Source organism: Bacillus benzoevorans, assembly GCF_014207535.1.
GTDB lineage: Bacteria > Bacillota > Bacilli > Bacillales > Cytobacillaceae > Bacillus_BD > Bacillus_BD benzoevorans.
In genome coordinates this window covers 132,920-146,131 of record NZ_JACHGK010000008.1, presented here as the reverse complement: position 1 = coordinate 146,131, position 13,212 = coordinate 132,920, and the positions used below count along the sequence as shown (strand labels likewise).

Sequence of the window (13,212 nt, the reverse complement as noted above, 5' to 3'; positions counted from 1 at the left end):
ATGCCAAATATTAAATCAGCTATTAAACGTGTTAGAATTAACGCGGATAAAAATGCACAGAACACTATGACTAAATCTGCAATGCGTACATCTGTAAAGAAAGTTGAAGCTGCTATCGTTCTTAACGATGCTGAAGCTGCTACAAACTCTTTCGCAGAAGCTGCTAGCAAGCTGGACAAAGCTGCTTCTAAAGGTCTTATCCATAAAAATGCTGCTGCCCGTAAAAAGTCCCGTTTAATGAAAAAAATGAACGCATTAAACGCGTAATACAATAAAAAGACTGCCTGAATCTTTCAGACAGTCTTTTTATTTATCTTTATTGATTTAGTTTTAACAAAAATAACTCAATTAATAATTCCTTATTCATCTGACCCGTTTTCATTTTGAGATCGGCTTCAGCTAACTCCTTCATAATATGTGTCAATTCTGTGTCACTAAATTTCTGCGCCTGCCCTGCAGCAAGCTTGATCCGGAACGGATGCACCTTTAAATAGCCGGCGATTTGCTGCTGTCCGTATCCGCGCCGTGATAGCTCCTTCACCTGGTAAATCAAGCGGAATTGTCCGGTAATGACGGACAGGATCTTAATCGGCTCTTCGTTTAATTTCAATAAATCATAATAAATCCTTAATGCCTCATCGATTTTACGGCCGACTATCTTATCAACGAGAGCAAAAATATTTTGCTCCAGCGACCGGGAAACCAATTTTTCTACTGTTTGGGCATCGATCGTTAATCCCCTGCCTGTATAAAGAGCAAGCTTATCCACTTCGCTGGTGAGCATAAATAAATTCGTTCCAGCGAGAGTGAGCATTAAATCAACCGCTGCCGGTTCGATCGCAACGCCATTAAATTCGGCTCTTGAACGAATCCAATTTTTCAACTCTGCCTCATTTAATTTCTTTGCCTCAAATACAGCCGCTTTTTTCTTTAATTCTTTTGTTAGTTTTTTCCGTTCATCCAATTTTTCATATGGCGCAATAAAAACCATAACCGTATAGGGTGCCGGCTCTTTAAGGTAAGCCTCCAGCCTGGATAGATTATGTTCGACCTTTTCTTTTGTTTTCTCTGCTGTTAGAAAAAACGGATGATGTAAAAATAGCAGTTTTTTCTCACCTAAAAACGGCAATGTTTCTGCATCCTCAAGTGCGGTTTCAATTGGAGTTTCATTTAAATCATAGGATGATAAATTAAATTCAGCATCTTCTTCCTTTAACACCTGCTGGGTTAACAGCTGCTTCGTTTCGTTAATAAGAAATGTTTCTTTTCCATATAATAAATAAAGCGGCAGGATTTCATTTCTTTTGATTTGTTTCCAAATTTGCGCAATCATTGTTTTCGCTCCAGACAAACCTTATTTCTTTTCTTTATCCTTAATGGTAATGAAGCGAAGGAGATTTGACAAGTATGTACAAGGAATTGGCACTCCCTAAGAATGCCAATTCCCAATCTATATTGAACGTCATCCAGCTAAGCCCTAGGAAATTAGATGGTGACGGTAAAGCGGTATTACTATTTTGACCTCCATCCGGTCAAGTATTAATGACAACTATTGTCAACCATGAAAAGGCTTTAAAGGAGTGGTAGATTTTTTTTTTGTAATCGCTTATACTATGATTAGAATGCTAGGAGGGGAATGCTATGAACCAATTCGAACATGATGTTCAATGTAACAGAAATGATGCTGTAGACTCAGGGGTAGGCTTTTTTGTGTCATTTGGTTTCTTTGCAACATTATTTATCATTGCAACAGTCGTAAAACTTGTTGCTGCTTAATTTACATATTGTCATGTAAGAGGGACTGCCATGTTTGGCAGTCTCTTTGATTTGTCGTTTTTCTTTTCATGTATTTATGCGCGCCGGAATCTTTAAGTACGTTAATATACTATGGATGATGAACAGAAAAGGTTCCTAATTCTTTTTCGAATGTATAGGTGATTGCCCCAGATAGATCTGTACGCAGGATTTTTATTTTCCGCTCCGAAAGTCTCTCGATTACTTCCTCGGAGGGGTGTCCATAGCGGTTATGTTTGCCGACAGAAATCACCGCGATATGAGGCGATAATTGCGCAACAAATGCTTCGGATGTCGAAGAATGACTCCCATGATGTCCTGCCTTCAAGACGTCTGCTTTGAGGGCCGGATATTTTCTCATTAGTCTTGCTTCTCCCTCTTCTTCTAGATCCCCGGTAAAAAGCCATTTCAGCCCGCCTATTTCCGCAAAAAGCACAATGGAGCCATCATTCCCCTCAGAAGTACTGTCTGCTTCCGGTGATATAATTTGAAAAAGATAATCCCCGCTTTTCCAACGCTCTCCATCATGAACGAATTTCAGTGGGATCTGCTGTTTTTTCGCCAATTGAATCATCCTGTTTACCAAGTCATTCCGTTCCCTTACATCCGGCAGGACCAATTCCTTTACCTTCACTTCCTTTAAAACAGCCGGAGCACCGCCGGCATGATCCTGATCCCCATGTGTGATGATTAGCTTATCAATCACAGTAACCCCTTTACTTTTAAGAAAAGGAACGACCGTATCCTTCCCGGTATCATAACGGCTTTTCCTAATCTGCCAGGGTTCCTGCTCAAATGGAATATTTCCTCCGGTGTCAATTAAGTATATCCCCCGTCCGAAAGGCAGCTTGATGAAGATACAATCCCCCTGTCCGACATCCAAAAAAGTGATTTCTCCTTCTAATGAAAAATGGTTATAAGCATACTGAGAGGCAAAAAGCAGGAAAGGCAGCAGAAAAAGAAGCGTGCGCCATTTCCCTTTATGACCTGCTTCCCAAAGAACAAACAGCATGAGAAATCCCCAGATATATAAAAGAAGAAAAGGCGGTTCCGGTCTGCCTAAAACCAAGGTATTCCATGGTAATGAAGCTATTTTTTCTGTTAAATGATTCATAAAAATAATTACACTGTTTAATGGCATGAGCAAATGTCCAGCTAATCCGGGAAAGAGCAAATCGAAAAGGAAGCCGAAAAAAACATAGGGGAGGAGAACAAGATTAAACAATGGGATGTAAAGCAGATTAACAAGAAGAGAAATAAAGGAAAACTCAAAGAAAAAATAAAGCAGCACCGGTGCGGTACAAATCATCGATATGTAGGAGACCGCAAGCCCAAGTGAAACAGGATGTGTATATCGCGTGAGGATGATTGGGGCCGAGAGCAGGATGGCATATGTGGCCAAAAAAGACAGCTGGAACCCAACGTCATAAATAGAATTGGGCAAGACAAAAACATAGAGGAGAAAAGTCAGACTAATGACATCTAAGAGGCGCTGACGGTCTTTTCTCCATGAACAAAAAAGAAGCAGCATCGTCATCAAAACCGAACGATTCACAGATGGAGAAGCCCCTGCTAGGATGCCATAAATGGGGAGGCAAATGAAGAGCAAGAGAATGCCTTTTTCCCTTGTTACACCTAAGCGCAGCAGGAGAAAATAAATCATGGTCACAAGGATGGTAATATGAAGCCCGGAAATCGCTATAAGATGAACAATCCCCAGCTCCCGAAAAGAATCCAGCATATCCTCATCCATCAATTCACTGGTGCCAAACAATAGTGCAGCAGAAAGCGGTACCGCTTCCTCCGGGAAATGTTCTTCTAAATAGGAAATCCCTTTCGCCCGAATACCTTTTAATCCAGAAAGTAATCCTTTTGTCCTTTGACAATTCTCAAGATTAAATTTTTCCGGCTCCAGCAGCCAATATATGTGCTTTCTTTCTAAATAGGTTTTGTAATTAAAGGAATTTTCATTGGTAGAGGACTGCGGCCTTTCGAGAGTGCCCTGCATACGGCAAATAAGCCCGGGGGTTAAATATTTCTTGAGTGCGGTGTGTTCTTCCTCTGATTTAATGCGGTATTTCATGACGAGTTTTTCATGAAAATGGCGCTCTTCTGCTGTAAGCGTCAGCTTATCGCCGTCTATCGTTCCAAGCTCATTGAGCGATAACTCAAAGGTTTTTTCTTTCCCTGATAGATTTGTTTGCACGTTCATTTCTTCTATCTCCGCCCTGATCAAAAAGAGAAAAAATATCAGGAGAACAAGTGCCAGCTCTTTACGGTGATACTTTTTTCTTTTTTGCAGGAAGAGAAGCAAGAGTCCCAAAAGAAAAATCGGCAAAGCAAAGCTTTGAAAGACAGCCAACACTCCAAGTAAAGCTGAAAAAGCGCAAAAGACACCTTTATTTTTCATTTTCTTCCTCCTTGACAAGAAAGAGCAAAATCAACCAAATTTTAAATAAAGAGGAAAAACAGGTAATCCCGTTTCCCTCCATTGTTTTCGCCTTATGCAGATTTCATTGCTTTGGCAAATGAACCACTTCGATATCCTTTAAAAAAACTTCATTCCATTTATTAGGATAGGCATCGCGGAAAACAATTCGGCCGATACCGGCTTGGGCTAATGTTTTCGCACATTTTTCGCACGGTTCGTGGGTGATGTAAGCCGTTGCCTCCCGCAGCAAACCTCTTTCGGCATGGATAACGGCATTTTCTTCAGCATGAAGCGTCCGGATGCATCTTCCCTGATCGTTAATTAAGCAGCCGATATCCTCACAGTGGTCATGACCATGAATTGATCCGTTATAGCCTGTCGAGACAATATGCTTATCCTTCACGATCACACAGCCGACATGAAGACGCGGACAAGTCGATCGGGTTCCAACTTCTTCTGCAATATCTAAAAAATAATCATCCCAGCTTTTTCTTTTCATTTGACAGATCCTTTCATGCTACAGTATAAAGTGAAAACATGTATCTTTATTTAGTTTATCTTCTGTAAGAAAAATACGTCAATGCCGGGAAAAATTCAAGTATTATTTGACTGATACTTCCTCTTTTAATTTTTCAAACGTTTTTTCCCCGATGCCGCTGATCTCCATTAATTGTTCAACCTCCTGAAAATGCCCGTTTGTTTCTCTGTATTCAATAATCGCTGCTGCCTTTGATGGTCCGATGCCCGTTATGGTTTGCAATTCCTCTTCTGAAGCAGTATTTAGATTCACCTTCCCTTCATCAGATGATCCAAGAGCCGCAGCAGCGCCTATAGCAGGTGTTTCACTGTTATTTTCTATCGTCTGTTCCCCCAATTGCGGCAGATAAAGAACCATCTCATCTGTGACTTTCATCGCAAAATTAATTTGGTTTTTATCCGCATTTTCGAGCAGTCCACCGGCTAAATGAATGATATCAATCACCCTATCCCCGGGTTTCGCCTCATAAACACCCGGGTTTACTACTGCCCCCTTTACATCTACCATGATCATCTCTGGTTCCACTGGGGCTGCGGCAGTTTCCTGACCTTGTTCTTCCTTTAATGGTTCCGCAGCGTCTTCCTCCCACCCCGAATCTGCAGGTTCTGCATTTTCCGGCTTCGCCGGCATAAAATAGTAAATAGCAAGGGCCGCAATAATTAAAACACCAACAAAAAGATACATTTTATTTGCTTTTAACCAATCCGTCATAATCAACATTCCTTTCTATTTTAAAAGGGATAACTATATTAGTTAGCATAATAAATCTGCTTTTTTCATAGCATTATATGAGAGTTCGTCTGTAAAGGAGGGATGGTACAGTGAAAATTGGCATCATTGGAACAGGAAACATGGGAAGAATATTAATAGAAGCATTGATGGAAGGTAAGGCGGTTTCCCCTTCCTCCATGATTATTACAAATAGAACCATTTCAAAAGCAATGGCCATCAAAAAACAGTTTCCGGGGATACATGTCACAGAAGAAATAATTGAGGTGGGCAGGACTGCCGATTTGATTTTTATCTGTGTGAAACCACATGATATACTGCAGGTACTGCTCCAGCTTAAATCCGTGCTATCAGAAGAAAAATGTCTCATCTCGATCACAAGCCCAATCAATACAGACCAAATTGAGGCATATGTACCTTGTTCAGTGGCGAGAGTGATTCCAAGCATTACAAACCGGGCCTTATCAGGGGTGACGCTCTTGACGTATGGCGCAAGCTGCGACAAAAGATGGAAAATGATTTTAAACTGTCTGCTGAGCCCTATTTCAACACCTGTTGAAATAGAGAGCAATATTACAAGAGTCGCCTCAGATATTGTCTCTTGCGGACCTGCTTTTTTCAGCTATTTAACCCAGAGATTTATTCAAGCAGCCGTCCATGAAACAGAGATTGACCAAGAGACAGCCACTACTTTAGCGAGTGAAATGTTAATTGGACTTGGAGAATTATTGCGGAAGGGATATTATACACTCCCGACACTTCAAGATAAAGTTTGTGTAAAGGGCGGCATTACCGGAGAAGGGATCAATGTTTTAGAAAATGAGCTTGGAAATATTTTTGAACATATATTCCAAGCAACACAGATTAAATTTGAGGACGATCTTAAAGACATAAAGAAACAGTATACTATTAATAATTCTCCATAATTTTACGAACTCCTTCTTATTTTTTAAAAAAACAGGTGACTTTTTTTGAAAGCCACCTGTTTTGCCCTGCTTCATTGTTTTCTTGCGGTAAAAAATATCCGCTCAGACAGTTCTTTCGGCTCATGATCCTGGAAATCTGCCGTTACGGAGAGAATCTCAAACCCGCTCATTTTTAACCATTCCTCATATTGGGCAGCGGGAAACGTCCGCTGAAAATGAAGCTCATCATAACGATGGTACAGCCCGTTTGCCGGATCCAGTTCAAAAAAGGTTAATTCATGTTCAACACTGTATGGATGATTTCCTTCAAAGCACTGCCAGATATAGCTGATCTCCTCGCCATTATAGGCATAGGTTTGATCCTTAAATAATTCATTCATTTTATACAAGGAGTGAACATCAAACAGGAATAAGCCACCCGTTCTGGTGTGGTTCCACACCCCACGAAACGTCGCGAGAACCTCCTCTTCTGTCTGCAGGTAATTAAGGGAATCACAGAAAATCCCCACCATATCATATTGCTCCAGACCTTCGAGCTGCGACATATCCTGTTCAATTAAAAACAGCGGCAGCTTTTTTCCGGCAGCTTTCTCCTGTGCTACTGCCAGCATATCCTGTGACAGATCCACACCTGTCACATCGTATCCTGCAGCGGCTAATCTGACAGACAGTTCGCCAGTACCGCATGCTAAATCAAGAACTTTCCTTCCAGAGATCCCATATCTTGTTATTTGTAAATCCAAGAAGTGAACCCAGTCCTCATATGGGACGTCCTTCATTAGATCATCATAAAGATAGGCAAATCTTGCATAGGTCATTGACTAAGCACACTTTGCATATTTTCTAATGGAGCATCGCCCCATAAACGTTCCAAATTATAGTAGCCTCGTTCATCGCGGTGGAAAATATGCGCTACTACATCTCCCAAATCAACGAGGATCCATTTTGCTTGGTCATAACCTTCGATTCTTTTGATATCAATGCCAAGCTCTTGTACCTTATCCTTCATTTCATTGGCAATAGCCTGGACTTGTTTATCTGAATTCCCATGGCAAATAATAAAGTAGTCTGCCACAAGGGAGATACCTTTCATATTTAGTACAACAATGTCTTCAGCACGTTTATCATCAGCAGCTTTTACTGCAGTTTCCAGTAATTGACGTTCGTTCATTCAATCGGCCTCCTTGGATATTAAATCATTATATGTCAAAATAGTCAGCGGGAAAACACGCTGATTCCTTTTCAATAAAAAATGTACTGTATTTTTAATGGCTTGAATTAAAGCTTGATCTAAATCTTTCTCGGCCATTTCCCTGACTTCCTCGACACCGGGAAAATGTCTTCCCGGCTCAATATAATCCGCCAAGTAAACTACTTTTTCCAAGCTAGTCATCTTCGCTCTGCCAGATGTATGGTAGCGGACGGCATCAAGAATTTCCGGGTCCGTGATTCCGGCTTCTTTTTCTGCTAAATAAGCACCAACTGGAGCATGCCACAATTCACTGTTAAATTCAAGCAGTTCATTTCCCAACCGCTGTTCCAGAATGATTTGTTTCATTTCCTCTTTATCACGAAACTTTGCGTAATCATGAAAAATTGCTGCCAACTCAGCCTTTTTCCTATCAACACCGTATTTTTCTGCTAAATAGACAGCTGTGTCCATTACCCCCAAAGTATGTTCATATCGGTGCTTTGTCAATTGTTTTTTTACGATGTCCAATGCCTTTTCGCGTTTCATATAACCCATTCTCCTCAATATACTCCACGACTGAATGCGGAACGTAGTAGCGGATGCTCTCTCGTTCTTTAAGTTTATTTCTGATCATAAGCGAAGAAACCTCAAGATTCGGTATGTTCACGGTCAGTATCGGATAGGGTGCCTCTTGCCTGTAATGAGGCCGGTTCACCCCGACAAACTTTACTAACTTGAGTAATTCTTCAATTTTATGCCATTTCGGTAAATATTCAACCATATCGGCGCCAATAATGAAATAAAATTCATGTTCATACTTTCTTGTTAAAAGCTTCATTGTGTCATACGTATACGATCTGCCGGGCCGCTCCAGTTCAATGGTCTGGACATGAAAAAATGGATTATCCTCCACAGCTCTTCGTACCATTTCCAGCCGATGAGTACTCGTTACCATCTCAGGACTTTGTTTATGAGGAGGCTCTTGATTAGGCATAAACCAGATTTCATCTAAATCCAATCCTGATCTCACCTCATCGGCAATGATCAAATGACCTAAATGCGGCGGATTAAACGTTCCCCCCAAAATACCAACCTTTTTCAGAGCTTTCCCCCCTTTCCCCTTTATCCAAAAACGCTCTGCTACAGTCTGTAACAGAGAGCTAGCTTTTCAGGCCTTCTTTCACTCGTCCATACCGGAGTACATATCCTGATATTTATTCTATAGTCTTTGCTTTTTTTAGATGATGAAGCCTAGTTTGTTTTTGGAAGTACCAGCTGTTTATTTTCCTTTGATTCCTTATAAAGGACAATGATATTGCCGATAATCTGAACAAGTTCCGCTTTCGCTCCATTTTTCAGGGCTTCTGCTACCTCGTTTTTATCTTCATCACAATTTTGCAGAACACTGATTTTCATCAGTTCCCTTGCTTCCAGCGCATCGCTGATTTGTTTAATCATATTTTCATTTACGCCGCCCTTCCCTACCTGAAAAATTGGATTCAGATGGTGAGCTTTTGAACGTAAAAATCTTTTTTGCTTTCCAGTTAGCATTTTTCTCCTCCTAGTTGTCGCAATACAACTGCTTCCATTCTATCTGCATCAGGGAAGATACCCATCCACTTTTCAAAAGCCAATGCACCTTGATAAACAAACATTGGAATTCCATTTTGTGTAATAGCTCCCTGCTCTCTTGCCTGGCGTAAAAATCTTGTTTCTAGCGGTGTATAAATAATATCGCTGACAAATGCACCTTCTTTTACATTCCGAAGATGAAGAGGGGTCTCATTTACTCGCGGATGCATTCCAACAGAAGTAGTCTGGATAATAATATCGTATTCGCTGCAGTCTTGCTTTGTTTCTGTAATCACCATGACCTCAGATTGTGTTTTATACGGACAATGTTCAATCAGACTTTCAGCTGACTGCTGTGTCCGGTTGGCAATATCAATTCGTTCCACACCCGCATAAGCCATTGTATAATAAATCGCCTTTGCGGCACCGCCTGCTCCAACCAATAGGACTGTTTTCCCCTCAACATCGGAAACTGCTTGTTTAATGCCTTCAAAATAGCCGGTTCCATCTGTATTGTAGCCTATCAATTTTCCCTCTTTATTAACGACCGTATTGACCGCTCCAATTGCTTCTGCCAGCGGATCAATTTCATCCAAAAAAGGCATGATTGCCGTTTTATGGGGCACAGTGATATTAAAACCAGCTACATTAATCGCTCTAAAGCCTTTTACTGCATCCTCTAACAGAGGTCCCTTAATATGGAATGGGAACATTTCCGCATCCATACCGTAGAATTCAAATAAATCATTGTGCATAGCCGGTGACATCGAATGGGCAATCGGATCGCCGATGACTCCGTATAACTTTTTCACTTTTCTCCCCCCTATAACTGTGTCTATCCACTAATGTCCTATCATTTCTCTCTATTATTACGGCGCTTCGCTTATGAACGAACACCGAGTTAAGGCTAAATTAATGATTTTCTGATAAGTGAATGTACTCCTTTTGGTGCATATGCCGCTATGACCGCACCGGGATCGTTTACAGTAATCCAGCCAAGACCGGAAAATACAATGTCCATTTTTCCTTCTTTAATCGAATATTCATACCGAACCAATTCAGGAAAATCAGCTTGTTCGTCTTTTCCAGGTGGAACCAGCAATTCTCCCTTTTGCCGTTCATACAATTCATCCGCATTTTCCAGCTTTGTCCGGTGAATCGTAAGTTCATTCGAAAAATAACAAGAAAAAGATCTTCTTCCGCCTTTGATATAATCAAACCGTCCAAGACCGCCAATAAATAAAGTTTGCCCTTCGTTTAACTGGTAAACTCTAGGTTTAATCTCTTTTTTCGGTGTGATGATTTTCAAATCGTTTTTATTCACAAAGTGTGCCATTTGATGGTGATTGATGATTCCCGGTGTATCCACCAGTGCTTTTCCATCTGCAAGCGGAATTTCAATGATATCGAGTGTTGTACCCGGGAAATGAGAAGTGGTAATAATATCTCCTTCACCGGTTACTTCTTTTAAAATCCGGTTGATAAAAGTAGACTTGCCGACATTTGTACAGCCGACAATATAGACATCTTTCCCATCTCTGTATTCATCAATCGCCGCTGCTGCTTCCTTCATTGAATATCCCTTTTGCGCACTGACCAATAGAACATCGGCGGTCTTCAACCCCAGTTCTTTTGCCTGCCCTTTCATCCAATTAATCAGCTTGTTCGGCTTCACTGATTTCGGGAGCAAATCCACTTTATTGCCAATCAGCAGCACTTTATTTTTTCCGACAAAGCGGTGCAGCCCTGGGAGCCAGCTTCCGTTAAAATCAAAAATATCGACAATCTTAACAATTAAGCAATCGCGTTTACCGATTTCATTTAAAATTCGTAAGAAGTCATCATCTGTTAAGCTGACATCCTGAATTTCATTGTAATGCTTTAACCGAAAGCATCTTTGGCAGATAATGATTTCCTTTTGCAAAGCGGACGGGGGTGCATAGCCCAAAGCTGCAGGATTTTCCGTTTGAATCTGTACACCGCATCCGACACATGAATATTGTTCACTCAAAGCTTTATTCCTCCCATTGTAACATGCCCTTTTTTCTAAACCAATTCAGCATTCTTCTCTCGACAAAGCGATTAAATTGTGTGGCCAGTCCATCCGTTTGTGATACCGGTACGACTAAAATCGTTTTAAAGCCGCTGCGGTTCCCGCCAAAAATATCGGTTAACAGCTGGTCTCCAATCACAACGGTTTCTTCTTTTTTTAAGTTCATTTGTTTTACGGCATGCAGAAAAGCATGTGTCAATGGCTTACGGGCACGGTAAACAAAAGGGATTTGCAAGGGATCAGAAAAAGCTTTGACTCTTTTTACATCATTATTCGATACGATCGTTACTTTTATATCATGCTGTTTCATTTTCTCAAACCACTCGACAACGTGGGGCGTGGCATTTGGGCGATCCCATTCTACAAGCGTATTATCAAGATCGGTAATAATTCCCTTGATCCCGTTTTCCTTCAAGTCTTTTGCTTGAATATCCAAAATACTTTTTACATGTTGATTTGGAAGAAATTGTTTCAACACTATTGTCTACACCTCTAAATGAATTTCCTAAAGCAAAATTCCAATTATGTCAATATTACTCTATATTACCTTAAACATCATAACCAATTTTATAAATACTTTCAAAATGTTTCTGCGGGATATGGCGTTTTTGGTAGAAACTTGAAAACTTTTCGACAGTAATCAACAGTTCCTTATTTTGTGGATAACTTTATGCACAAAATAAACGTTCATTCAGTTTAGCTCATTCTATTTATTAACAAAATATTCACAACTTATCCACCCATCCCTGTGGATAAAGGAACGATTGTTCTTAAGATTCAATTTTGATAAAGTAAGAATACGAACCAGACCTGCTGAATAGAATATGGTTTTATGTTACGTCTTAGAACCATTTCATGGCATTTGCTAATTACTAACTATTATCTGCACAATTAGCAAAAAAATGGAGGTGACTTCTGACATGCGCAAATTGTCAGACGAGCTGCTTATTGAAACTTACTTTAAAGCCAAGGAATTAGACTTGAGCCTTGATTTTATCCGCTTACTTGAAAAAGAACTTAATCGACGTTCCATCTATCCCATCATGACTATCTCTTCACAAGCCTGAATTCTCATCCCGAATATAACCGATGCATTCGCCAACGTGAATGGCACATGGAATCTGAATCGCAGGAGATATTTCAAATAGTCCGTTTTCAAACAGCAGGACAACCGTGGATCCGAATGTGAAATAAGCCATTTCCATTCCCTTTTCTAAGTCTTCACCTAAGTCTTGAATTTCTATAGAATTGATAAACATGGCGCCTACTTTCACAATGGCTAACGAGCGATCAGCCAGTTTTACCTCAGTAATCGTCCGGTAATTTTTCGAAAGCGGGCTTTTGCCGTACTTTAGACCATATTTATTGACAGGATAAGAAGATGACCCCAATGACCACTGTTCTGCCACTCTTCCGTTGACAGGGCTATGGATTCGATGATAGTCGCTCGGACTCAGATAAAAAATCATATACGTTCCATTTTGATATTTTTTTGCCCGGGACAAACCGCCGAGCATTTCAGAAATGGAATAGCTTTTCCCCTTCACCATTATTTGCTGGTCCATTGTAATCATTCCGATGTCTTCAATGACAGCATCAACCGGACTGACGACAGCAGCTTGATTCTGGTCAACCTTTCTTGCGTCTTGCTTTAAATTTCGAATAAAAAAATCATGAAGTGATCGATATTCGCTAAGCGGCATTTCCATTTCATCCTGATTTATTTTATAAACATGAGCAAAAGAAGGAATGAAAATCCTGCTTTTCTCAGATTTTGAGAATCTTGCCAGCAACTGCGAAGTCCACTTTCTATTGGTTAATTCAATGAAACAACGATACATGACCTGCAGCAATTTATTCCAACCTCCAAAAAGATTTCTCTGATTTTCGCTTTACTATTTGTCATAAAAATTTTAAAATAGAATATCAATAGATAATACACATTGTGGAGCAATTCCTTTCCCGAAATAAAGGAGT

At 40.4% G+C, this 13,212-nt stretch carries 17 protein-coding genes; 4 read left to right on the top strand and 13 right to left on the bottom strand.

The features are described from left to right. Positions 1-267, top strand: a complete 267-nt coding sequence (gene rpsT / locus HNR53_RS12700) for a 30S ribosomal protein S20 (RefSeq protein ID WP_184526490.1) — start codon at positions 1-3, stop codon at positions 265-267. A 49-nt stretch (positions 268-316) separates the two neighbouring features. Here rpsT and holA read toward each other — a convergent pair whose 3' ends face one another. Further along, positions 317-1,333: a DNA polymerase III subunit delta gene (gene holA / locus HNR53_RS12695; RefSeq protein ID WP_184526488.1), complete on the bottom strand. Its 1,017-nt coding sequence runs from the start codon at positions 1,331-1,333 to the stop codon at positions 317-319. A 308-nt stretch (positions 1,334-1,641) separates the two neighbouring features. On the opposite strand from holA, the gene HNR53_RS12690 reads away from it, so the two are divergent. Continuing rightward, a complete protein-coding gene (locus HNR53_RS12690) occupies positions 1,642-1,776 on the top strand; it encodes a YqzM family protein (RefSeq protein WP_184526486.1) in 135 nt (44 codons plus the stop codon). Between the two features lie 109 nt (positions 1,777-1,885). On the opposite strand, the gene HNR53_RS12685 is transcribed toward HNR53_RS12690, so the two are convergent. From HNR53_RS12685 to HNR53_RS12675, 3 genes are all read right to left on the bottom strand, one after another. Next, positions 1,886-4,204 carry a DNA internalization-related competence protein ComEC/Rec2 gene (locus tag HNR53_RS12685; protein WP_184526484.1) on the bottom strand — a complete coding sequence of 773 codons (2,319 nt, stop codon included), beginning with the start codon at positions 4,202-4,204 and terminating at the stop codon, positions 1,886-1,888. A 103-nt stretch (positions 4,205-4,307) separates the two neighbouring features. After that, the gene (locus HNR53_RS12680; RefSeq protein ID WP_184526482.1) at positions 4,308-4,724 is read right to left on the bottom strand and encodes a deoxycytidylate deaminase; all 417 of its coding nucleotides are present in this window, start codon (positions 4,722-4,724) and stop codon (positions 4,308-4,310) included. A 102-nt stretch (positions 4,725-4,826) separates the two neighbouring features. Next, positions 4,827-5,474, bottom strand: coding sequence for a helix-hairpin-helix domain-containing protein (locus HNR53_RS12675; protein ID WP_184526480.1), 648 nt, complete (start codon positions 5,472-5,474; stop codon positions 4,827-4,829). Between the two features lie 110 nt (positions 5,475-5,584). On the opposite strand from HNR53_RS12675, the gene comER reads away from it, so the two are divergent. Further along, positions 5,585-6,418, top strand: a complete 834-nt coding sequence (gene comER / locus HNR53_RS12670) for a late competence protein ComER (protein WP_184526478.1) — start codon at positions 5,585-5,587, stop codon at positions 6,416-6,418. A gap of 71 nt (positions 6,419-6,489) precedes the next feature. On the opposite strand, the gene HNR53_RS12665 is transcribed toward comER, so the two are convergent. The 8 genes from HNR53_RS12665 to HNR53_RS12630 all read right to left on the bottom strand — a co-directional run bounded on the left by HNR53_RS12665 (position 6,490) and on the right by HNR53_RS12630 (position 11,713). Further along, entirely contained in the window at positions 6,490-7,236 is a 747-nt protein-coding gene (locus tag HNR53_RS12665; RefSeq protein ID WP_184526476.1) for a class I SAM-dependent DNA methyltransferase, read from the bottom strand. Next, on the bottom strand, positions 7,233-7,589 hold the full coding sequence (rsfS, locus tag HNR53_RS12660; protein WP_184526474.1) for a ribosome silencing factor: 357 nt from the start codon (positions 7,587-7,589) through the stop codon (positions 7,233-7,235). The genes HNR53_RS12665 and rsfS overlap by 4 nt, the downstream gene beginning before the upstream one ends. Further along, a complete protein-coding gene (gene yqeK / locus HNR53_RS12655) occupies positions 7,590-8,156 on the bottom strand; it encodes a bis(5'-nucleosyl)-tetraphosphatase (symmetrical) YqeK (protein ID WP_184526472.1) in 567 nt (188 codons plus the stop codon). Further along, positions 8,098-8,712, bottom strand: coding sequence for a nicotinate-nucleotide adenylyltransferase (locus HNR53_RS12650; RefSeq protein WP_184526598.1), 615 nt, complete (start codon positions 8,710-8,712; stop codon positions 8,098-8,100). The genes yqeK and HNR53_RS12650 overlap by 59 nt, the downstream gene beginning before the upstream one ends. Positions 8,713-8,861: 149 nt before the next feature. Continuing rightward, a complete protein-coding gene (gene yhbY / locus HNR53_RS12645; RefSeq protein ID WP_184526470.1) occupies positions 8,862-9,161 on the bottom strand; it encodes a ribosome assembly RNA-binding protein YhbY in 300 nt (99 codons plus the stop codon). Further along, the gene (gene aroE, locus HNR53_RS12640; protein WP_184526468.1) at positions 9,155-9,994 is read right to left on the bottom strand and encodes a shikimate dehydrogenase; all 840 of its coding nucleotides are present in this window, start codon (positions 9,992-9,994) and stop codon (positions 9,155-9,157) included. The genes yhbY and aroE overlap by 7 nt, the downstream gene beginning before the upstream one ends. Positions 9,995-10,089: 95 nt before the next feature. Further along, entirely contained in the window at positions 10,090-11,193 is a 1,104-nt protein-coding gene (gene yqeH, locus HNR53_RS12635) for a ribosome biogenesis GTPase YqeH (RefSeq protein ID WP_184526467.1), read from the bottom strand. A gap of 4 nt (positions 11,194-11,197) precedes the next feature. Then, positions 11,198-11,713 (bottom strand): YqeG family HAD IIIA-type phosphatase, encoded by a 516-nt coding sequence (locus HNR53_RS12630; protein WP_184526465.1) that lies wholly within the window; start codon positions 11,711-11,713, stop codon positions 11,198-11,200. A 442-nt stretch (positions 11,714-12,155) separates the two neighbouring features. Between HNR53_RS12630 and sda the strand changes: the two genes are divergently transcribed. Further along, positions 12,156-12,302 carry a sporulation histidine kinase inhibitor Sda gene (gene sda / locus HNR53_RS12625; protein ID WP_184526463.1) on the top strand — a complete coding sequence of 49 codons (147 nt, stop codon included), beginning with the start codon at positions 12,156-12,158 and terminating at the stop codon, positions 12,300-12,302. Here sda and HNR53_RS12620 read toward each other — a convergent pair. After that, complete coding sequence (locus HNR53_RS12620) at positions 12,291-13,088, bottom strand: phosphatidylserine decarboxylase (RefSeq protein WP_184526460.1); 798 nt, start codon at positions 13,086-13,088, stop codon at positions 12,291-12,293. The genes sda and HNR53_RS12620 overlap by 12 nt on opposite strands. Between the last annotated feature and the right edge of the window lie 124 nt (positions 13,089-13,212).

What these genes read in the sequence shown, in the direction of transcription:
- HNR53_RS12675 (WP_184526480.1), bottom strand. Translation starts at nt 5,474, where the DNA reads ATGACGGATTGGTTAAAAGCAAATAAAATGTATCTTTTTGTTGGTGTT.
- HNR53_RS12690 (WP_184526486.1), top strand. Translation starts at nt 1,642, where the DNA reads ATGAACCAATTCGAACATGATGTTCAATGTAACAGAAATGATGCTGTA.
- rpsT (WP_184526490.1), top strand. Translation starts at nt 1, where the DNA reads ATGCCAAATATTAAATCAGCTATTAAACGTGTTAGAATTAACGCGGAT.
- yhbY (WP_184526470.1), bottom strand. Translation starts at nt 9,161, where the DNA reads ATGCTAACTGGAAAGCAAAAAAGATTTTTACGTTCAAAAGCTCACCAT.
- HNR53_RS12680 (WP_184526482.1), bottom strand. Translation starts at nt 4,724, where the DNA reads ATGAAAAGAAAAAGCTGGGATGATTATTTTTTAGATATTGCAGAAGAA.
- rsfS (WP_184526474.1), bottom strand. Translation starts at nt 7,589, where the DNA reads ATGAACGAACGTCAATTACTGGAAACTGCAGTAAAAGCTGCTGATGAT.
- holA (WP_184526488.1), bottom strand. Translation starts at nt 1,333, where the DNA reads ATGATTGCGCAAATTTGGAAACAAATCAAAAGAAATGAAATCCTGCCG.
- sda (WP_184526463.1), top strand. Translation starts at nt 12,156, where the DNA reads ATGCGCAAATTGTCAGACGAGCTGCTTATTGAAACTTACTTTAAAGCC.
- HNR53_RS12685 (WP_184526484.1), bottom strand. Translation starts at nt 4,204, where the DNA reads ATGAAAAATAAAGGTGTCTTTTGCGCTTTTTCAGCTTTACTTGGAGTG.
- HNR53_RS12665 (WP_184526476.1), bottom strand. Translation starts at nt 7,236, where the DNA reads ATGACCTATGCAAGATTTGCCTATCTTTATGATGATCTAATGAAGGAC.
- yqeK (WP_184526472.1), bottom strand. Translation starts at nt 8,156, where the DNA reads ATGAAACGCGAAAAGGCATTGGACATCGTAAAAAAACAATTGACAAAG.